Source organism: Phocaeicola vulgatus ATCC 8482, from assembly GCF_000012825.1.
GTDB lineage: Bacteria > Bacteroidota > Bacteroidia > Bacteroidales > Bacteroidaceae > Phocaeicola > Phocaeicola vulgatus.
This window is the reverse complement of record NC_009614.1, coordinates 3,426,001-3,447,223: the sequence shown is the minus strand read 5'-3', so window position 1 is coordinate 3,447,223 and position 21,223 is coordinate 3,426,001. Positions and strand designations below refer to the sequence as shown.

Below are 21,223 nucleotides of genomic sequence, written 5' to 3'. Positions count from 1 at the left end.
CCTCGGTCACGACAGATCTTTATTTTCTAGAACAGCCTACAATCCGGTCATTCTAAAAAAGAGTAACCACTCCGTAAATAACAGCGGCCAATATTCCACTGACAGGAATAGTCAACACCCAAGCCGTCATCAGGCTTCTTGTTATTCCCCATCGGACGGCTGAAAGACGCTTAGTAGCACCCACTCCGATAATAGCTCCTGTAATGGTGTGGGTTGTACTTACAGGTATTTTCAAATATTCTGTCAGATACAATGTAAATGCGCCAGCAGTTTCCGCAACAACTCCCTCCAAAGGAGTTACTTTGGTAATCTTAGTTCCCATGGTTTTCACAATCTTCCATCCGCCTGACATCGTTCCTAAAGAAATGGCAGTAAAACAAGAAAATGCCACCCAATCCGGCAAATCATTGATACTATTTATTCCCATTCTTAACCCTTCCGAATGAGCAGCGATCAGGGCAGCAGCAATAATACCCATTACCTTCTGGGAATCATTCAGTCCATGCCCTATACTGAACAAAGCCGAAGAAACAAGCTGCAATTTCTTAAACCACATCTCAGCCGTATTCGGATGTGCACGACGACAAATGTGAAGGACAAGCAACGTAAATCCAAAAGCAACAACCATCCCTATAAATGGTGCCAAAAAGATAAAAACAGCAATCTTCAAAATAATATTGAGCTGAATGGCATCAAAACCATGAGCCATAATAGCAGCACCGGCAAAACCTCCGATCAGCGTATGCGAAGAAGAAGAAGGAATCCCCTTCCACCATGTAAACAGATTCCAGACAATAGCTGCAATAACCCCCGAAAGAATAATCGGCAAGGAAATATACTGTTCCACTACTGTCTTGGATACAGTATTGGCTATTCCGAACCCTCCGATTATACATTTAGCAATAAAGAATGCAACAAAATTAAAAAATGCCGCCCATATCACCGCTTGGAACGGAGTAAGAACCTTGGTTGACACAATGGTGGCTATTGAATTGGCTGCATCATGAAATCCGTTAATATAGTCAAAAATCAAAGCCAAAGTAATAATAATCACTAATAATTCCATATTGTACCTTCTGCTTTTATGCGTATTTCACAATCAGGTTTCTCAAGATTTTTCCTACCCGTTCTGCCGCATCGGTCGTTTTCTCCAATTCATGCATTATCTCCTTGATCTTAATCAGTTCTATGCAATCCTTTTCTTCCTCAAATAGTTTCTTAACAAAGAGTTCATATACATCATCCGCCTGATTCTCTATGTCATGCAATTTTGTACAACATACTCTTAATTCAGTAGGCTTTTTACGGAAAATTTCCAATTCGTCCATTGCCTTACTTATATAAACAGCCGCTTGCTGTATCAACAAACTCAACTCTTTTCCACTATTAGCAATGGGATGGGGATTATAGATCGTGATACGTTTGGCGCAACTGTTAATCCCATCTATTACATCATCCATAGTTGATGCCAAATCGTGAATATCCTCACGATCAAAAGGGGTTATGAAAGTTTTTCCCAATTCGTCAAAAATTAAATGAGTCTGCTTGTCACCTTCACGTTCCATATCTTTGATGCGTTTGTAATAGTCTTCTCTCTCTTCCGGCTTATCATGCTGCATGCTTTCTACCAATAAATCCGATGATGAGGTCAGGATTTCAGACAAACGTTTCAACATAGGGAAAAACTTAGGTTCTTGAGGTGTAAATCGACTAAAAAAAGAATTTTTCATAAATGTAATTTGAATAAATTGTTTTTGATATGTTTGATTTTAGTAATGGCGAGTTTTCCACTTATTCCTGCCTACTTCTATAACGGCAGGCAATATAGAAACGACAATAATAGCCACAATCAGCAATTTCAGATTTTTCTGTACAAATGGAAGATCACCGAAAAAATAACCGGCATAACAGAAAATACCAACCCACAAAGCTCCCCCTATCAGATTATACACCATAAAATAATAATAATGCATTTTGCCCATACCTGCTACAAAAGGAGCAAATGTACGGACTATAGGTACAAAACGGGCAATAATGATGGTCTTTCCTCCGTATTTTTTATAAAATTCATGTGTTTTTTCCAAATGACTTTGCTTAAATATACGGGAATCGGGATTATTGAAAAGTTTATTTCCAAAAAAGTGTCCTATCATATAATTACAGGAATCGCCCAGCACAGCTGAAAGAAATAAAACCAAAGCGAGAATATTAACTTCCAAAGGCATATCGGGCAAAGCCGAAATAGCTCCCGCGACAAAAAGCAAAGAATCTCCGGGGAGGAATGGAGTGACAACCAATCCCGTTTCGCAAAAAATGATTATAAACAGTATGACATAAGCCCAAGTATGATATTCTTGAACAATATCTATCATATATTGGTCAATGTGAAGTATAAAGTCCAATAAAAATTCCATTATATATTAGTTATTAACATATAACACCGTTCATAAAAGGAACAAGCATCCACCCCAGTTCCCATTATGAAAATATAAAAACAAAAAAATGTAAGATATAAAAAACAGACCTTGCCGAGAAGAAAAAATAAACTAAATAAGAATACGCCTCAACTGATAAATATAGTATTCACAGGAATATTGAGTAAAATAAAGAATAGGTGAAAAAGAAATTTGCTTTTCTTCAGGAAGAAGTACTTTCAAGAATCTGGCCAACTTGGCTATGACGGAAGCAGAGGAATGAGTTCGCAGAATTTTAGAAGAGCACAAGGTGCGAAAAGAAAAAGAGGTAGCTGTACCGCCGATACCGACTTTATAAAAATGGTAGCTTTCATTATTTATCTCTTTTTTTTCCTGCCCGTTATTGCTTTCAGATATGTTGCACAGCGCCACCGCACTGTTTTCCAAACCAACTGTACGAACTACATCGTGCTCCTGTCCGCTATCAAATGCGGAACCAAAGCCCGCCAACAGGCATACACCTAACAAGATATAAAAAAGATATATATACTTTGTCATAGCAACTGCAAAGATAAAAAGTATTTTTGAGAGATAAAATCATTCTGCCCTTTTCTTGCATTCTCCGGCAAAAAAAGAATATAACCCTGTACTACATTTCCCGAAAATTCTCCGGAATCTAAAATAAATGCAATATATTTGTATTAACAGATATGAACCTCTTGAAAAAATATTATTCTATGAGTACTTTAGAGAAACTTGACAAAGTAGATTTGCAGATACTACGTACCTTGCAAGAAAATGCCCGACTGACCACCAAAGAACTGGCTGCACGGGTAAGCCTTTCCTCCACTCCGGTGTTCGAACGCCTCAAACGATTGGAAAATGGAGGATATATAAAAAAATATATCGCTGTATTGGACGCTGAGAAACTAAACCAAGGCTTCGTGGTATTTTGCAGTGTCAAGCTAAGAAGACTGAACCGGGACATTGCTGCGGAATTTACACGGATAATTCAGGATATCCCTGAAGTAACAGAGTGCTACAACATATCAGGCAGTTATGACTATTTGCTTAAAATACACTCCCCTAATATGAAGTATTATCAGGAATTTATCCTCAATGTCTTGGGCACGATTGACAGTTTGGGTTCACTGGAAAGCACCTTTGTAATGAATGAAGTAAAACATGAATATGGGATTCACATTTAAGTAAATCCCATCCATCCTCTCTCATCAATACCATTTTTTACGCTTAAAATAGAAGTAGATAACTGCTACTAGTATCAACATCAATGTCCATGCAAATACATAGCCATACCGCCATCCCAGTTCAGGCATCCATTGGAAATTCATTCCCCAGATTCCTGCCAGAAAAGTCAACGGAATAAATATAGTAGAAACAACAGTCAGCTGTTTCATGATGCTGTTCATCCGTCGGTCATTATTGGAAAGGTAAATATCTACCAAAGCTGAAATCATGTCACGGCAACCATCTAAAGTTTGCAATACAAACTGCAAATGATCATTGACATCATTAAAGAAAGGACGGCTTGCTTTGTGCAACAAATCATTATCGATCGGATGCAACAACTTGCTGATTTCCTCCTTTAATGGTAAAATACATTTCTTTATTACACGAAAATTACGGCGGTATTGCTGTATATTTTCAATACCGAGCATATCAGCCTGTTCCGGCGAAAGCAATTGCTCTTCTAAATCCTCTAATCCGTCTTCCAATTCCGAAATAATGGATATAAAGCTGGCCATCACACTGTTTAGAATAACACTGAGCAGGAAATCAGACTGCCGGCTACGTATTTTCAACACATTCTTTTCCAATGCCGTATTTATATCATTCAGAAAGTCTGTTTCCTTTTCCATAAAAGTCAACAGATAATTTCCACCTTGCACAATGGCTATTTGTTGTGGTACATAGCCATCATCATTAGAAAAAAGTAACTTCAAAATCACTACATTATATGTATCATGCTGTTCTATCTTGGTCTGATGGTCGGAGTTCAAAATATCTTGTATCGTCAAAAAGTCGACATTAAAATTCTGACAGACATGCTGTATGACCTCCGTATTCTGAAAGCCATGAATTTGTATCCAGTTTATAGCATTCTTATTCAAATAAGGGATTAAACTATCTATATCTTTCCCATCCTTCATACAAATACTTTCAGCATTATAACTGCACAAATGCAGATGCGTAGGGGTACAACTGACACCAATATAAGCAAGTTGCTCACTTAGTAAATTATTCTTCGCCATAGTTTCAGTAATGAATAATACAAATATAATTCTTTTTTAAAAGTTCAACTGTGTTCTCTACAAAAAAGAAAAGATTCCCCCAAGTTTTCAAACTGATCCCCGTTTAACTCTCGGTTTAACTGAACCATGTAAACCAGCACAATTTGGGCATAAAAAAAGAGAGCTACTTTAGTGTAACTCTCTGATTTTCAAGTGATCCGCTTGGGGCTCGAACCCAAGACCCCAACATTAAAAGTGTTGTGCTCTACCTGCTGAGCTAGCGAATCAATCCTTTATTATTGCTATTCTTCCGAATTGCGAGTGCAAAGGTACAGTTTATTTTTGTATCTGCAAACATTTCTAGAACTTTTTTCTAAAAAAATGCATTTTATCCATTATTCATTCATTGCAATTAAAACTTCCATGTACTTCCGCCAACAGTTTCCAAGCCCTTACACTATTTCACAATAATCTCTTCTACAGGCTGTTTCAACTCCTTATCCAATGGATACGACTGATACTTCACTTTATCAAAATCAATCTTCTTCATACTAATACAACGAATATTGTTATTGTATGCTGTTTTATAATACACTTTCCTGTTTGTCAAATCAATAGCCGAAGTCCATTGTGTGGCACTAGGAATATCAGGTGCTTTCCCTAACGCATATTCTATACCAATAGGAATATCAAAATTATTCAGGATATGAAAGCTTTGTAATATAGCGTCATACGCTGTAGGACACACCGGAGCTGTTGCCTTATAAAACGCTACACGAACAAAACGGGATGGAGGAGTTACATCCCCCGGAATACCATGAAATCCGGCACCTGCGCCAAAAGGGAAAATAGTCACCCCACCCCATTGCTGTGGAGTGACAGCTCCCGGATATAGATTTACATAATTATTCAAGTTAATCACCTGCCATGGAAAATCGGGAGAATTGGTGAGTACTCCTACTTTATTTTCATAAAAATAAGGAACACCACCTACAAATTCCAACACCATTTGATTTCCTTTAGCATCGCCAATGCGCCAATGTACCGTAGAACTTTTACCAGGTTTATCAAGAGACACCACCTTCACCCCTTCTATAGCTTCTCTCACTTCGTCTATAGTAGCAAATTGGGAAAGCATCCAGTTCACCACCTGCAAATCCGACAAAGTAATTGCATTTTGAGCCTCATCATATTCTTCATACTTCCCATAATGGGGAAAATAAAACAATCCAGCCGAAAGCCCTACTTCATTCAGTCCTTCAGCCACAAACTCTTTCTGAATGATAGCCAGTCCTACCAGACCATATTTAGCCCGAAATCTCAAGCCATTTACACCCGTTGGAGTATAAGATACCAAATCCTGTCCTCTGGGAACAATAACATATTCACTCGGAAGATAACTGTTCCCCCACTCTATAGTACGTGCCTGCACATATCCGCCATCTTCAGCGAGGAATGAAATACCGGTACATGCCGATCCGCTTGCAATGCCTGTCAGCAATAAGGCCAAAGCTATCAAAATCTTTTTCATAACCATTTTAAATCTATTTATGATAGTAAGAACAAAGCATCGGACATTTTAGTTCTTGTTTACTCAACAAAGATAACCAAAGCCATCAAACAATGTTCCGGCACTGATTGCCATACAAATAGATAAGAATAGAAAAACAAAAGGAGTGACAAGTTCCCAATCGAGTATATACAAAGAAGTAGGAGGTGAATTTACAAAACACACCTCCTTACCCTTAAATTATTTATTCAGCAAACAATTTACTACATCTTTCTCCCGTTCTTTAGGTAATACGGTCAAGCCAACCACCGTCCCCCCTTTTAGAACAGCCTCTACAGTAGTCTGTCCTGTAGCATGCAATTTGAAATGCACATCCCAATCTTTGGGCCAAGCAGGAAACAATAAAATCTTTCCATCGGCTTCCTGCAACAGCATTTCCTGCATACCTATCATACCGCTGCCTCCCCAGTTATGATCAGGCGTCCAGTCATAGCCCGGTCCCCAAAAAGCAGGGAAACGATGAGGCCCGTTTGCCATTTTCTCTAAGGTAAGTTGTGCAGCCTCCTCGGTCATACCCAGACAGGCAGCCCAGATATTATCTTGTTTCCATCCGATATGTGAACGGAATTTCTGTGCATCGGGATCATATAGATAGGTATTACGGGCTATTTCCAGACCTTCCTTCCCCACTCCATACATACGCCAGGGAAATACAGCATAAAGCTGGGGAGTTTCTATATTGTTCACCCGTTCCCAAGCCTGTGCCGGAGCAATCATTTCCTTCCCATCCACTATGCGCAAAGGGATCTCAGGAATACGTGCCAGCATGTCCGGTTTACGTCCGTAGGTTTGTAAAACAGAGCGCAGCGCGGCAATGGTTGAGGATGGATTATAAGCCATCTTATAAGTTTCACAAGCCGATCCCGGATAAATCACCAGTTTGCCGTTACCATCTAAATCCTTACGTCCACGCTGTAATGCCAGTTGACGATAATGCTCATCAAAGAAATTAAGTGAGCTTTCTATCAAAGGGATATAACGGCTGATATCAGCCTCATTATAACGTGCCGTTTCCAGTATCATCTGACAAAATTCAAGAACCGTATCCCATTCGTATTCCAGCCATGCATTATATTCCAACCCCCTGTCATAGCTTTCAGGACGTTTAAAGCCATACTCGGCAGGATTGGGCAGACCGAAGTTCTCCATTTGTTCGGTGAAACAGGCACCGGCATGTCCCCAATAGGTACGGGTACGTGCTTCGGCTGTCGGCAACAAACGCAGATAAAAGTCAAATTGTGATTTCATCAAGTCAAAGTCACCGCTTTTCAGCATGGGCCAATAAACCAGACGCTGATTCTGTGCAGTCATGGTTCCTCCTCCCCATTTCCGGAAATCAGGGGTAAATTCCATTTTCTGATCTACATACATAGGATCAAAAGTAAACAGTCCCCCGTTAAACTTGGTAGGCCACTGACTATAGGCGTTACATCCCAACATATAGCGGAACAGTGTATAGTTACGGATAGCATCTCCCGCTTCACCTTCCCCCTCAATAAAGCTACGTTTCCAAAAATCATTCCACCAACGGCGGGTAGCCTGTTTGTCTTTGGATACATTTATTTCCTTCTCAGTGCGGGCCAAGGATGCTTCCCATGCAGGAACCGTACTTTGTTCCGTATTCAGAACAATCCGTGCAGACTGCTTATAAGTAGGTTTCTTGCTTTTGTACATCCATGCCAGATACTCAGTACCTGCATAATGTCCACGGCGTGTACCGTTATAAACCAGATTATCACCTGATAAACGCCCCCCAAAAATCAAATTCTTCAAAGGATTATACAGTTGTTCCTTCACTTCATTCATTCCCTGCTGGTCCACTACCACATCAAAAATAGTACGTTCAGGATTGCGATGGAAAAAAGTAAAATTATCTTCTTCCACACAGACAGAGTCACGCCTAGTCATCAATCCATCAGGAATGACCCATTTGTAAGAGCATTGCTGCCCTTCCCCTTTACGCACCGGACGATCTTCATAACGCCAGCTTTCAAAGTTCACACGCATGGAAGTCAGTTCCTTCGTTTTCACCTCAACATGTACCACAGGATGAAACACATCCACCCAAATAATTAGAGTGGCATTATCACTACTTACGCTGACATAGCCATCATTAAGATGCAGAGTCTGCCGAAAAGAAGCCGTTCCGGCAAAAGGGTTCGGAGTGAGCCTCACACGAAACCGACCCTGCTTCAACAGACAATTATTCTCGTCAAAAGAACCGCTACGACTAAGGTAGAACAGAACATCGTCATTCTCTACCCATACATTCATGCCGATATCACCACCTCCGCAAGGCATGGACTCCGAAGCATTCCGGCTTTGAGTATTCCAAACCAGATTGGCAGGCTGTCCCCACAGAAACTGCCCGCCAATAAATACTAATAATAAAAACGTAAAGATATTCTTCATTTTTTTCTGTTTTTACCAGTCATCGGAACGGAAAGACGATACAGGTAAATCTTCACCAAACAAATCTCCCTCCACATAATTCTCGAAGCCATAACGAACTGCCACCGGATGAGGTACTCTCTCGCTCTTTACAAGCATTTTACTTCTCTGTATCCACGCTTTAGCAGGATAAAAAACCCGATCTTTACCTGCAACCTGAAAGTTATATGATTCAAAACGGTCTTTACAATTTATCCACATCGGTGCCCGATCAAAACTGACTATTACCGTATCATTCTTTACTTCCATTCCTGTATAGTAAGGACTTTCGGCCGTAACACCTTTCATTCCGTAAGTTTTTACCAATGCCAAACGCGCCAGACGTTCTCCTGCCACCTTCTTTTTACCCGGATGAATCCCCGTTTTCATTCCTGCGTCCAACAATACAGCCATACCACTATTACCCACCCGGTGTTCTACCATAGCTTGTTGTTCGCGAAGATAAGCAGAATTTATCACATTCTTGCCAGGCTCAGTAATAATTCCATAATCATAAGGTGCAATTTGACAATAATAGAAAGGAAATTCCCCTTGCTGCCATTCTTCGCGCCACCCGCGTATCAGTGCACTGAACATATCGGCATAAGTAGAAGCCCGGTTATAGTTATCTTCCCCCTGATACCAGATAACTCCACGCATGGCTAATCCGATGAGCGGATGAAGCATACCGTTATAGAGTACAGTCGGAGTACGGTTCTTTGACTTGATATCGGCTTCCGATTGAGGAATCTTTGCTTCGGGGAATGCCTTCAACCAATCCGGATGCATCCAGGCTTCACAGGCAGAACCTCCCCATGAAGCTACAATCAAGCCCACGGGTATATTCAACTGCTGTTGTATCATCCGACCGAAGTAATAAGCAGTAGCACTAAACTCACGCACAGTTGCTGGAACAGCTTCCTGCCAGGTTCCCACCACATCTGTTTTCGGAGTAAAAGAGGAAGTGCGCTTTACGGTGAACAGGCGGAGTTGCGGATTACGGCTGTTCATCACATCTGTATTGCTATTCTCCACCGGCTGGTTTTTAAAACCTTTCATGGGCATTTCCATATTACTCTGACCGGAGCATAACCATAATTCCCCCATCAGGATATCACGTATTTCGGTCAGCTTTCCATCATCAAAAGTGATCGTGTAAGGGCCTCCGGCAGAGGGGGTGGATAAAGCAAGTTTCCACGCGCCTTTTGCATCGGCAGTAGTTTTATAGGTTTGTTTATCCCAACTTGTTGTAATCTTTACCGGTGCATTGGGAGTAGCTGTTCCCCATAAATTGGCACGGGTCTGCTGTTGCATCACCATGCCGTCTGAAAAGAAAGCGGGCAATTTCACTTCCGCATTTGCCGACATGCAAGTCAACCATGCCCAAGCAATGCCCAGTAGTAGTTTCTTATTTTTCATGTTATGTGTGATTACCATTATTCTTTAGTTTTAAAAAACTCGCAAGGTCCCATCCATCCGGCAGGCAATAAATCATCTCCGGGCAGACGGAATTTTGCATTCGTCCATATCCCCTCAAAAGGCGCTTTATCCTGATCTGCTCCACGGAGCGCATTCGCCCAGGTATTCACTACCTCCACTTCCAAAACATTGGTTCCGTTACGAAGCGCATCGGTAATGTCCACTTCGTATGGAGCTGTCCAAGCCGTACCGCATGCAATGCTGTTGACACGTACAGTCGCTACATTGGCTACTTTACCCAACCGAAGAATAATTCTTCCGTCCTGTTCATTCTTCCATCTGAATAGCCCTCTGTAAGTGGCATGTCCGGAATAATATCTTATTTTTTCATCCTCTTCCTTACTCCAGTCAAATAATACCGGACGAGTGACAGTTTTGCGCACGGAAGGGAATGTTACTGTCCATTCCTTGATCGATATGGATACAGGTTCCCTTTCGGTCCGTTCCGGAGAAACTTCTGAAGATTCTTTGGGGAATACGACAAATACAGAGCCATTGGCAGGCAAAGACAAAGCGACTTCGGTACGGCCGTCCAATTCTTTCCATTGTGCCGGACGGGTAATGGTTCCTGTTACCGCATTCCACAATTCAGGAGTGCGTCCTGCAATGCGGAAAGAAGCGTTGAATGTACGCAAACTGTCCACCTGATTAGCCACAAAATAAATCTCATATTCTTCCCCGCTCCGATGAGTATATGCCACATCAGCAGGAAGAAGTACATCCCGTTCCACACCGAAAGAAGAAAAATCATCTTCCCGATAAGGCAATTGCGGAATAATGACACCTGCCGCGCGGAGTTCCTCTACTTTTGCCTGTGCCTCAGGAGACAACGGCAGGTTATCAGGATTCATAGGACGGGCTGTAGGAAGCACCAATACTTTATAAGAAGCTCCTCCCGGAAGTACCATTCTTCCATTCTCCGCTTTTGCCAAACGTAACAGAGCGTCTTTGTTAAAAGAATCGTAGGCATAACCACGCATCGGGTTCACCCAGTCTTCGGGATCGGCCATGTTTGCCGAATGGGTAACACCGACAGGACGCACACGGGTGGGTTGACCTTCATTAGCCAGCCGAATCCGTTCGCTTTCCACCCGTTCGGCTCCATAGATACCGGGAAGCATCGAAACTAACCGTTCGGGCAAAATGGAACGTCGCGGCATCTCTTCACCGGTAAAGACGGCGATATCAACCACCGGATGACCGTATTGCAACAAAGTCTGGCAACGGGTGATGTAATCTACAAAAGATTTCCCTTCCTCCCACCAGGTCTGGTCGCGCTGGAAGAAGAGTCCGATGCCGTCCAAGGTCATACCGGGACGGCGGTTCATCCAAGGATTATGGGTATAGACATGAAAGAAGAGTTTATTGATACCCAGTGCATAGTTACGGTCCAGCAAAGGTTTCAGCATGGCAGGGTCTTCATCCCATACGCCACGAATTTCAGTAAAGCCTTCGGCCTGGATAATATTCTTTCCATAAATATGCGCGCCACTGATGGCATCCAGCATATCATTGGGTTTATCGTGCGTAGGACTGTTCAGCCAAAATTCCCCCATAGGCAGATCCACTTTCTGATAATGCATCAATCCGTCACTGACCATAGTAGGAGCTACGCACTCGGCAGAGAACCGGCAATCGTATTGACGGGCACAGTCTGCCAATACAGTGTAGAACACATCAGTCACCAGTTCTCCGATGGTGGTACGGACATCCCGCAATATCTGCTCACTGCGGGCGGCACTTTCCATCGGAATACCTGCCAGCAAAGGAAGATAAGGCATCAAATCATATCCACGGCGTTTCTTAAATTCCGCCGCGAAGTTATCACTCCAGTTCTGACTGCCACACTCCCAACTGTCTACGTGCATATATTTCAATACACGGCGTGCCACGGCTTCATCCGTCTTTTTGAACATTTCCGCAAACCAGTTCGAGAACTGTTTCTGAACAGCCTTGGTGCTGAACTTGTCGCATTCCAATCCTTTACCTCCTCCGGCAGTAGCATTCACATGTCCGGTTGCCGTATGTCCCATGCGGAGAATACGCCATTTACCTTCGGGTAAACGGGCGGTCAGCCTGCCCTGATACAAAGGGAGATTGATCAATTCATCCGGTTGCACACAAGCCGCATCGGGTATTTCCGTCGAAGTAGTAGCAGTAGCCACACGCCACACCAGTCCTGCTTTTCCCTCCCACTGATGAATACGCGGAGCCGTATGAAGGACTATATCATTGATTTTCAAATTCGGTTTCCATTTAGCTGCATCCAGATCCTCACTACCCGGTTCGCTTCCCACGGGAGTCCACTCAAAACGGAAGTAACGGGCGGTAACAGGGGGGATGGCATGAGTGGACTGGAAATCCGTATTCTGCCATCCCTGCCGGGCAGGGACCAGTTGCTTCACTGTTTTGAACGTCCGTCCGTCCTCACTGGCCAATACTTTCAGGCGATGTGCCTGGTAGTTATTTCCTCCCAAAATAATTTCCACGTTGCTGCAAGTCACAGGTTCTGCATATTCATACTGAATCCAACAAGGATAAGAGGAACGGAAGACTCCTTTCTCATCCCTGTTCACAGCCTTGGATTCATCTTTGATAACGGCCTGTTTCAAATTGCCGAAAGTTACCTTCGGCTTCAATGAAGTATCCTCAGGCTGACGCTCCAATGGAATGGCGTAGGTAACGATATCTTCATAATAGCCATCCAGTGCTTCGGGCATGGGCAAAGTGAGATTCCGGATATTTCCACCGTTCACAATGGTGTCACTCCATACCACTTTTTGCATGGATTCTTCGGGAGTCATCCAAGGACCTCCCGCCAAGGCAAAGCCGTCACAGATGTGCATGCCCAGTTGCATTCCCAGCCTGTCGGCCTCTTTCATACTATGAGTGACCATACGCCACCATTCGGGGGTAAGCTGCTGGGCTTTCCCTTCGTATTGAGGTCCCTGCTCCACTCCCTTGATAGGCATCAGATAGGCTCCACCCAAACCTACACGGTGCATGGCTTCCAGATCGGCGGTAATCCCTTCGGGAGTTACAGCGCCAAACATCCAATACCAGAAAGTCCAGGGACGAGCTTCCTGTACGGATGAATTTACAAACTGTTGCCGTAAAGCGGATTGTGCTATCATCGGTTGGAATCCGGTTGCCAGCAATATGGATACAAACAGATGTTTTATCTTCATAAGCTATTTATTCTATATTTAATGATAAACGAATAAAGTTGTAATTTGTACTCAATTTTTCAAATATAGAGAGTTCGAGCCAAATAAAAAAAGAAAAGGGAAGAATAAACAAAGTTCCTCTTCCCTTTACAATCTATTTTTTCACTGTTATTCAAATTTTAACGTGATACCTCCCCCATATGCTCCATCAGCCCAAAATGCTTGTGAAGACGGACCTATCAAATCTGTCGTATTCACTTTATTACGAACCGGAGGAATTACTTTCATCAGACTGATGCCGGTAGCCGGGAAAGTATAAAGCAAGCCGTCACGACCGTCGCGAGGCTGATAAACCCCTACATAATTCTGAGGAGTACGGTTACAGATACTTATCGTTCCTTCCTGTGTTTTCAAAGTCATCCATTGCACATTAGCAAAGTACCCTTTAAATTCGGGATAAGTAAAGCTTTCGGCAGGAATGGGATCATTATACTCATTTTCCCATACGCCCAACTGCGGACCATGCAGACGGTTCTGCCATACACGGTAAGGACCGTCACCTACCCAACGCTTGCTCAACACTTTATCTTCCGGATAATCAAACATCACCCCCATCAAATCCACTACACCGCTGAAGTTGTATGTAAAGTCTATAGCAGCGGTACCGTCAGGAGCGATAGTCCATACAGCCTGATCAAAACATCCCAGTTTGTAGTTAGCGGTAACCACTACGTTATTGCCTTCTTCACGCACGGTAAAGCCTGTAAAACGACCGGCATCATCAAATGTAGTGTATTGGGTTTTCTTCTTTTCAGCCTCTTTGTCATCATGGTTATAAAACTGATCCATAGAACGGTCCGAACGCTTGGCGGCAATGAAACGGGGACCATTTGCCAGACTGATGATACGGCTTCCAACCTTTACCCCCTTCAGCTGTCCGTCTTTCTGAGAAAAAGTAAATGTACGTCCTTCGGCATCAACCGTCAATGCATCGGCAGTTTCTTTATAAGAAGGCTTGTTTCCGGCAGAAACCTGTTGCAATCCGGCAACGTCGTCCAGTTTATAACTCCACGTAAAGAGATCATTCCCCTGCTTATCCGTTACTGTCAGCATCAAAGCATTAGCCCCCTTGACAGCCGCAGGAATAGTCAGTGTACCCGCACCGTGAGCAGGAATGTCGGGACAGTTCACCTCTCCCTGTTTCATCACTTTCATTCCCCCCTTATCGGTTACAGAAGGCAATTGCACATATTTATAAGTGAAACGGCATGTATTCGCATTCAGGAAATCGTAACGGTTCTCTATTTTCAGTTTGCCGTCAAACTGACTGTCAAGGCTATCGGTCATGATTTGAATAGGACACCACACCTGCTTGATGGTAAAATAACTGCCCTCTTTTTCGTGATGCGGACCTACAATGCCATCGGCTCCATAATTGCCGCAGTTGTCAATGAATCCATTCATATCCACACGCTTCACGCCCTCATCGGCCAGTACCCAAAGGAAACCTCCGGCACAACGGGGATGCTTACGCATCATTTCCCAATAATCATACAGTCCGGCTCCGTGTCCTCCATCGTACAATCCATGCAGAAACTCGGTCGGCATAAATATTTCCGGCAGACGCATATAGTTCTGGCTTTCTCCGTAAGAACGATAGTGCATGGTTTCATATCCACTGAAGTTGCCTTGCGGATGAAGCACCGGACGTTTCTGAGGATCATATTTATGGAATTCACCATCCAGTTCAGTATTCCAGCCTTTTTCATTACCATTGCTCCACCAGATAATACACGGATGGTTCACATCACGGGTAATCATTTCTTTTACCAGCTTCTGCCCGTTGATGGTTTCGTGCTTGCCATGCCAGCCGCTTAACTCATCCATTACATAAAGCCCCAGCGAGTCACAAGCTTCAAAAAATTCGGGATCGGCAGGATAATGACTCAGGCGGACGGCATTCATGTTCATGCTTTTGATAAGCAATACATCTTCAATATTCTTTGCCTTGCTCAGTGTACGTCCGCTTTCAGGACGGAAACTATGACGGTTCACCCCTTTAATCATCACACGCCGACCGTTGATATACAATCCGTCACTTTCACGTGTTTCAATGGTACGGAAACCAAATTTCTGATTTTCAACATGCAGTGTTTTGCCTGCTTTATCAAGCAGGGTAAAGGTAGCCTGATACATGGCCGGAGTTTCAGCCGTCCATAATTCAGGAGATTTTACAGCGAAATTAATCGAAGCATGGTCGCTGCCCGTACGGACATCCGAAGTGTTTTCGGCCACTTTTTTCCCTTTAGCATCTGTTATGACAGTATGTACCCTAGCACCTTCTACTGCCATATTCAGAAAACAATCGGCATAGAAATTCCCATCCGCCTTCGCATCTATTACCAGACGATCTATATTTTGAGCCGGTTTCGCCACGATAAACACAGGACGGAAAATACCTCCGAAATTCCAATAATCAGCACGACGTTCTGCCAAATTAACCCCAGCATTCGCACTTTCCTTGCTTACAGTTACTTCAAGTACATTCTTTTTTTTCGATCCGAAAAATACCCGGTCACTCACATTATAAATAAAGCGGTAAAAAGCTCCCTGATGCATGGAGCCGGCTTTACGACCGTTTATCTTTACCTGCGTATCAGTCATAGAGCCTTCAAATACCAGCTCTATCTGTTTACCATTCCATTCGGCAGGCAACTCAAATTCATATTTATACAAACCTTGTTCGTCAGCTACTCCTTCAGGAAAAGCCTTACCATAGAATTTCATGCCATATTGATAAGTACCGAATCCTTGCAGTTCCCAACAAGAAGGTACTCCGATTTTCGTCCATTTTCCGGAATTATTACCACCGGTACACATGAAATCCCATTGTACCATATCATCACAGCCACGTCCTGACAAGTATTGGCGTTCTGTTTTTACGGAAGATTGCGCCAACAAACCTGCCGATAAAGCAAGGAGTGATAAAAAAGTTGTTGCTCTTTTCATTTTGATATTTGATTTTTAATTTAATTCTATATTTCTGTCTGCCACCGGAAAGATATGTCGCCGTCGCCTATTCAAACCTTTTGCCATACATCATTTTATAAGACTGAAGCGTACCCGCAAAGTATGAGATTTCTGCTTATCAATGGCGTATTTCTTCAGCACTCCCGGACCACAACTACTGTTTCCTAAACCTAAAACCGCAGCATCCAGGCTGAGAACAACCTCCTTTCGTGGTTTCAAGTCACAATCATGAGTTGTTTTATAAATATCATCCACGGTATAATGTAAGGCCGAAAATGAAAATGGCCGGTCTATGGCGGTCACACGGACGCCTTTACCCTGTTTATTGGTTAGAATCACCTCGGTAACATCCTCGTGATTGCCACTGTCCTGCGGACGCGGGTAATGTGTGTACTGTTCACTCACCTTGCTGTTCCATCTACCTATCAGACAGGACGTCTTACGGTCGGGATAGTTTTCCCACGGGCCACGACCGTACCAGGAAAGGTTCTCATATTCTTCTCCCAATACAAATGCACTGCCCAGACGAGGCAATTCCGGCAATTCTCCTTGTGGCAGATAAGTCTGTTCCAGATCCACCGTTCCATCCACATATATTTTATAATGGGAAGAAACACGGATGCTACCTTTGGCATAACGATATTCCACAACCGATTTCTTCGATACGGTTCCATCTGTTTCCTGAGTTTTCGTTTCGGGAGTAATTACCTCTACTTGAGGAGCATCCAATCCCTGATTCTTCCAATCCTTGGCCAACCAGTTACCGAAACTTTTATCATTATCCGTCGGAGCACGGAAAGCTTGAAAATAACTATCTTCCCATAAATCCAAAACAGAAAACTTACTTTTACGTTTACCCGGTTGTACACCGTCAGCCACCGCCATCAAATGATCATTCAAGGCAAACTGTTCCTTTAAAATCTCATGCCCGGCCTTCGCCCATAAAGCATCTTCTTTCAATACTATACTTACATTCAATCGAACATCAGCCTGTTTATTAATCTTAACATCGGGCAAAGCCATCGTTCCTGTTTCACCGGGTGCCACCGATGGAAGCGCCAGTTCCCCTTGTTTCATCTTCTTCCCGTTCTCTATCAAAGTCCACAGACAGCGATATCCTTCCAGACCAATGTGATGATTACGGTTCGTAACTCTTAATCCTTTGGGCAAAACATCTTGTTCTTTTGGAAAAACCTGAAGATCTTTTTCCATTTCCAATTTAACCGGAGCATATACTTTCTTCACCTCCCAATATTTAGGCGTAGTTTCGCGGTCACTCATCACCACACCATTAAAACAGAAAGCCTTTAAATTAGGCCGATCACCAAAGTCACCGCCATACGCCACCATCCGGCGGCCATCCGGCAATATCTTATAAATACCTTGATCCACCCAGTCCCATATAAAGCCGCCCAGCATACGTGGGTTACTATAAATCTCATCCCAATATTCCTTGAAATTACCTAAAGCATTCCCCATACAATGTGCATATTCGCTGGTCATCACAGGACGGTTATCATTCGTGCGTTCCGCTATTTCCAACAAGCGTTCCCAACGTGCGTTCTCCGCCCGTTCCTTGTCCTCCCCTTCGGGAATGCCGGGATTCAGATACTCCTGTTTCACACGGGTATAGAAACGGCTGATTACATCCACTGTTTTCGGGTCGGGTTCTCCGTTTACTCCCTGAGCTCCTTCATAGTGTACGGGACGTGTAGGATCAAAATCATGTAGCCAAGCCGAAATAGCAGCAAAATTAGGTCCGTAACCACTTTCATTTCCCATGCTCCACATCACTACCGAAGGATGATTTTTATCGCGTTCCGCCATACGTACCGCACGATCCAGAAAAGCGGCGTGCCAATCGGGTGTACTAGCCAATGTTCCACGTAATCCGTGCTCTTCTATATCCGCCTCATCCATCACATACAGTCCCAAGCTGTCGCACAGTTCATACCAACGGCTCACATTGGGATAGTGACTGGTACGGACTGCATTCACATTGGCTTGTTTCATCAGCAATATATCCTGCAACATCCTCTCCTCACTCATCACGCGTGCCGTATACGGATCGTGTTCATGACGGTTTACCCCACGAAAACGGACCGAATTACCGTTAACCAACATTTGTCCGTCCTTTATTTCAATACAACGAAAACCTACCGGCTGTTCCACTTGCTCTATGGTCTGTCCGTTTGCATTCTGTAAACGAAGTTCCAACTTATATAAATAAGGAGTTTCGGCTGTCCAACGTTGCGGAGATTTTATAACGGCGGATATACGTCCCATCTTACGTGGACCACGTTGCGGATACCATTCATTCATCCGTGCCGCCTTATGCTCCAAATCCAAGATATCTTCCACATTGCCAACCATATTCACTACTTCCCTTCCATCCGCATCCTTCAGCACCGCCTGCAACGTATAACCTTTACCGTCCATTCCCCGGTAAACGCTGAGCTGCGGATCAATCAGCAGTCGGAAATCTTGATAATTCCCCTGAACAGCAGGCAGAGTGCGCACTACATAGTCACGGATACGGATATCCGGAGTATGCACCAAATGAATACTGCGATGAACACCTCCAAAACGCCAAAAATCCTGATCTTCCAGATAAGATCCGTCACTATACCGATAAACTTCCAGAGCGATTTGGTTCTCTCCCGGTTTCAACCAGCGGGTGATATTGAACTCACTAGGTTCCATACTTCCCTGGCTATAACCTATACGTTCACCGTTTATCCACACATAAAAAGCACTCATCACTCCTTCAAAGCGAAGAAAAGTCTGCCCATTTGCCTTCCACCCGGCGGGCAGCGTGAAAGTACGCCGGTATTGCCCCACCGGATTACGCTCCTTGTAGGTGGTATACGAAGCTTTAGGCTCCCCCATCACCCGTGGAGGATCTATTTTAAACGGATATCCTGCCGATACATAAATAGGCGTTCCGTATCCGTTGATTTCCCAATTGGCAGGAACCGGAAAATCTTTCCAATCCTTGTCATTAAAGTCCGTGCGGTAAAAATCCGTTATCCGTTCGGAAGGCACAGGAGTCCACCGGAATTTCCACATCCCGTCCAGACTCATCGAACAATCCCCCTTCTGCTTGGCAAAAGGCACAAAAGCAGCCCTTGCCGGTTCCCTATTAATCTGTAATACATGATGATTCTCCCAATCATGTATTTGTTGGGCCTGTAAGGATACCGTCATCCATCCGCACAGTAACAATCCATATAATCTCATATTTTTGGTCTTTCTTTTCAAATGAAGACGGACGAAATATGATTTTGTACCATATAAATTGTAAAAAGAAAACCCTTCTCTCCGATATCATCATCGAAAAGAAGGGCAAACTTAACATGGACAAAACAATTATCTAGGATTTTGAACTATATTCGGATTAGCATCAATTTCTGTTTGTGGAATAGGAAGTGCCACCCTAGGGTCTGAAGGAGCAATGACACGGGCATCTTCAGGCATAGTCAGATGCCAGCCTCCCGAACGGTCCACCGACTTGCCATTACGCATATAATCAAAGAAAGCATGACCTTCACCTACCAGTTCTTTACGTCTTTCTTTCAGAATGCGCTCCAGGCTGAGATCAGCAGATGTTACGGATTTCGCCGGATTGGCACGGGTAACTATCGCATTCAGATATGTCAATGCTTTTTCCGTATTGCCGATTTTAAAAGCAGCTTCCGCAGCATTCAAATAGACCTCGGATAAACGGAGAATACAAAGATCATTATCCTGTGGATTGACTGTAGAAACAGCATCGGTCACACTGCCCGATTTCCCCGGATATTTAATCAGATATTTCGGTTGACCTTTGGCAGCTACAGGCAATGTATCCGCAACGGCATTTTCCGGCAAATGAGGAAATACATGGCGCACATCTTCAGGGTCTTCATTCAGCAAATCCAAATAAGCCTTTGTCAGAATCAGGTTATTCCAATCTTTCACATTATCGGCATACACCATCGGCGCCCCTTCTCCTCCCGAACCGCCTGAAGGTTCAGACATCGTAAAATAGAATTCAAACAAAGACTCAGAGTTAAAGTCTTTTCCCCATACAGAAGGATATTCGTCATGAGTAAAAAGCCGGTAAATTCCCCCATTGTCATTGATTACTTCTTCTGCACATTTCAATGCATTTTCATTGTCATTCATATACAGATACACCCGGGAAAGCAAAGCTTTCACACTCCAATAATTCATATAGGCATCATGTTTTTCCTTTGTCAGTCCTCCCAACGCATCGTTCAAGTCCTTTAGCACTTGTTCGTAACATTGTGCCACTGTGTTACGTTCCGGAGCATGATCTTCCAAGGTAGTCTGAATCTCAATAGGAACTCCTAAAGAAGCCCCATTATCCAAAGTATAAGGCATACCGAACAAACGGGTCAGATCAAATAAAGCCAGTCCTCTCATTGCCAGTGCCTCCGATTTAATCCGTGCCACTTCTTCCGGCCTGGCATTCCCCGCATTTCCGGCATCCAACTTTTCTATCAGACTGTTAGCCTGATGGATCACTTTATAGGGTTGGTTCCAGACAAGGGTTATATTAAAATTATCATCCGCCGTAACATCAAAGAAATAGTAAGGCGAAACCCTGCGGCCTGCTCCTTTATTAATACGTGCCTGCACATCTTCTCCACGACAATCAGCATAATAAAGATAATTATCACCATAATAACTATGTGCGGATGCTAATCGGTATATACCATTCAATGCCACCTGTGCATCATCTATATTTTTAATGGCATCATCACTGGGAACTGCCGTAGAAGGATCTGTATTCAGCCAATCAGCAGTACACGAAACAAACATCAATGATACAGCCGCAACAATCGATAAATATATTTTTTTCATTTCGTTCTAATT

13 protein-coding genes and 1 tRNA gene are annotated in these 21,223 nt (G+C 43.4%); 1 reads left to right on the top strand and 13 read right to left on the bottom strand.

Annotated features, from left to right (window positions below; genetic code table 11):
- Positions 1-52 precede the first annotated feature (52 nt).
- From BVU_RS13610 to BVU_RS13595, 4 genes are all read right to left on the bottom strand, one after another.
- The gene (locus tag BVU_RS13610; protein WP_011965707.1) at positions 53-1,066 is read right to left on the bottom strand and encodes an inorganic phosphate transporter; all 1,014 of its coding nucleotides are present in this window, start codon (positions 1,064-1,066) and stop codon (positions 53-55) included.
- Between the two features lie 16 nt (positions 1,067-1,082).
- Positions 1,083-1,730: a DUF47 domain-containing protein gene (locus BVU_RS13605; RefSeq protein ID WP_011965706.1), complete on the bottom strand. Its 648-nt coding sequence runs from the start codon at positions 1,728-1,730 to the stop codon at positions 1,083-1,085.
- A gap of 39 nt (positions 1,731-1,769) precedes the next feature.
- Positions 1,770-2,414, bottom strand: coding sequence for a DedA family protein (locus tag BVU_RS13600; protein WP_011965705.1), 645 nt, complete (start codon positions 2,412-2,414; stop codon positions 1,770-1,772).
- Positions 2,415-2,546: 132 nt separating this feature from the next.
- Positions 2,547-2,972, bottom strand: coding sequence for a hypothetical protein (locus BVU_RS13595; RefSeq protein ID WP_011965704.1), 426 nt, complete (start codon positions 2,970-2,972; stop codon positions 2,547-2,549).
- 179 nt (positions 2,973-3,151) lie between these two features.
- Between BVU_RS13595 and BVU_RS13590 the strand changes: the two genes are divergently transcribed.
- Positions 3,152-3,622, top strand: a complete 471-nt coding sequence (locus BVU_RS13590) for an Lrp/AsnC family transcriptional regulator (RefSeq protein WP_008652383.1) — start codon at positions 3,152-3,154, stop codon at positions 3,620-3,622.
- A gap of 24 nt (positions 3,623-3,646) precedes the next feature.
- Here the strand turns inward: BVU_RS13590 and corA are convergent, their stop codons facing one another.
- From corA to BVU_RS13545, 9 genes are all read right to left on the bottom strand, one after another.
- Positions 3,647-4,687, bottom strand: coding sequence for a magnesium/cobalt transporter CorA (corA, locus tag BVU_RS13585; RefSeq protein ID WP_005843785.1), 1,041 nt, complete (start codon positions 4,685-4,687; stop codon positions 3,647-3,649).
- 193 nt (positions 4,688-4,880) lie between these two features.
- Positions 4,881-4,953: transfer RNA gene (locus tag BVU_RS13580), tRNA-Lys, on the bottom strand.
- 170 nt (positions 4,954-5,123) lie between these two features.
- Complete coding sequence (locus BVU_RS13575) at positions 5,124-6,203, bottom strand: linear amide C-N hydrolase (RefSeq protein WP_032944961.1); 1,080 nt, start codon at positions 6,201-6,203, stop codon at positions 5,124-5,126.
- A gap of 213 nt (positions 6,204-6,416) precedes the next feature.
- On the bottom strand, positions 6,417-8,648 hold the full coding sequence (locus BVU_RS13570; RefSeq protein WP_005843780.1) for a DUF5703 domain-containing protein: 2,232 nt from the start codon (positions 8,646-8,648) through the stop codon (positions 6,417-6,419).
- A gap of 12 nt (positions 8,649-8,660) precedes the next feature.
- Positions 8,661-10,085 carry a sialate O-acetylesterase gene (locus tag BVU_RS13565; RefSeq protein ID WP_085930154.1) on the bottom strand — a complete coding sequence of 475 codons (1,425 nt, stop codon included), beginning with the start codon at positions 10,083-10,085 and terminating at the stop codon, positions 8,661-8,663.
- Positions 10,086-10,102: 17 nt separating this feature from the next.
- Positions 10,103-13,333 carry a glycosyl hydrolase gene (locus BVU_RS13560; protein WP_005843776.1) on the bottom strand — a complete coding sequence of 1,077 codons (3,231 nt, stop codon included), beginning with the start codon at positions 13,331-13,333 and terminating at the stop codon, positions 10,103-10,105.
- A 147-nt stretch (positions 13,334-13,480) separates the two neighbouring features.
- Positions 13,481-16,321: a glycoside hydrolase family 2 protein gene (locus BVU_RS13555; protein WP_011965702.1), complete on the bottom strand. Its 2,841-nt coding sequence runs from the start codon at positions 16,319-16,321 to the stop codon at positions 13,481-13,483.
- A 90-nt stretch (positions 16,322-16,411) separates the two neighbouring features.
- Positions 16,412-19,582 carry a glycoside hydrolase family 2 TIM barrel-domain containing protein gene (locus BVU_RS13550; protein ID WP_011965701.1) on the bottom strand — a complete coding sequence of 1,057 codons (3,171 nt, stop codon included), beginning with the start codon at positions 19,580-19,582 and terminating at the stop codon, positions 16,412-16,414.
- 129 nt (positions 19,583-19,711) lie between these two features.
- Positions 19,712-21,211 carry a RagB/SusD family nutrient uptake outer membrane protein gene (locus BVU_RS13545; RefSeq protein WP_011965700.1) on the bottom strand — a complete coding sequence of 500 codons (1,500 nt, stop codon included), beginning with the start codon at positions 21,209-21,211 and terminating at the stop codon, positions 19,712-19,714.
- Positions 21,212-21,223 lie beyond the last annotated feature (12 nt).

Coding starts and splice junctions, on each gene's coding strand:
- BVU_RS13610 (WP_011965707.1), bottom strand. CDS start 1,066: ATGGAATTATTAGTGATTATTATTACTTTGGCTTTGATTTTTGACTAT.
- BVU_RS13605 (WP_011965706.1), bottom strand. CDS start 1,730: ATGAAAAATTCTTTTTTTAGTCGATTTACACCTCAAGAACCTAAGTTT.
- BVU_RS13600 (WP_011965705.1), bottom strand. CDS start 2,414: ATGGAATTTTTATTGGACTTTATACTTCACATTGACCAATATATGATA.
- BVU_RS13595 (WP_011965704.1), bottom strand. CDS start 2,972: ATGACAAAGTATATATATCTTTTTTATATCTTGTTAGGTGTATGCCTG.
- BVU_RS13590 (WP_008652383.1), top strand. CDS start 3,152: ATGAGTACTTTAGAGAAACTTGACAAAGTAGATTTGCAGATACTACGT.
- corA (WP_005843785.1), bottom strand. CDS start 4,687: ATGGCGAAGAATAATTTACTAAGTGAGCAACTTGCTTATATTGGTGTC.
- BVU_RS13575 (WP_032944961.1), bottom strand. CDS start 6,203: ATGGTTATGAAAAAGATTTTGATAGCTTTGGCCTTATTGCTGACAGGC.
- BVU_RS13570 (WP_005843780.1), bottom strand. CDS start 8,648: ATGAAGAATATCTTTACGTTTTTATTATTAGTATTTATTGGCGGGCAG.
- BVU_RS13565 (WP_085930154.1), bottom strand. CDS start 10,085: ATGAAAAATAAGAAACTACTACTGGGCATTGCTTGGGCATGGTTGACT.
- BVU_RS13560 (WP_005843776.1), bottom strand. CDS start 13,333: ATGAAGATAAAACATCTGTTTGTATCCATATTGCTGGCAACCGGATTC.
- BVU_RS13555 (WP_011965702.1), bottom strand. CDS start 16,321: ATGAAAAGAGCAACAACTTTTTTATCACTCCTTGCTTTATCGGCAGGT.
- BVU_RS13550 (WP_011965701.1), bottom strand. CDS start 19,582: ATGAGATTATATGGATTGTTACTGTGCGGATGGATGACGGTATCCTTA.
- BVU_RS13545 (WP_011965700.1), bottom strand. CDS start 21,211: ATGAAAAAAATATATTTATCGATTGTTGCGGCTGTATCATTGATGTTT.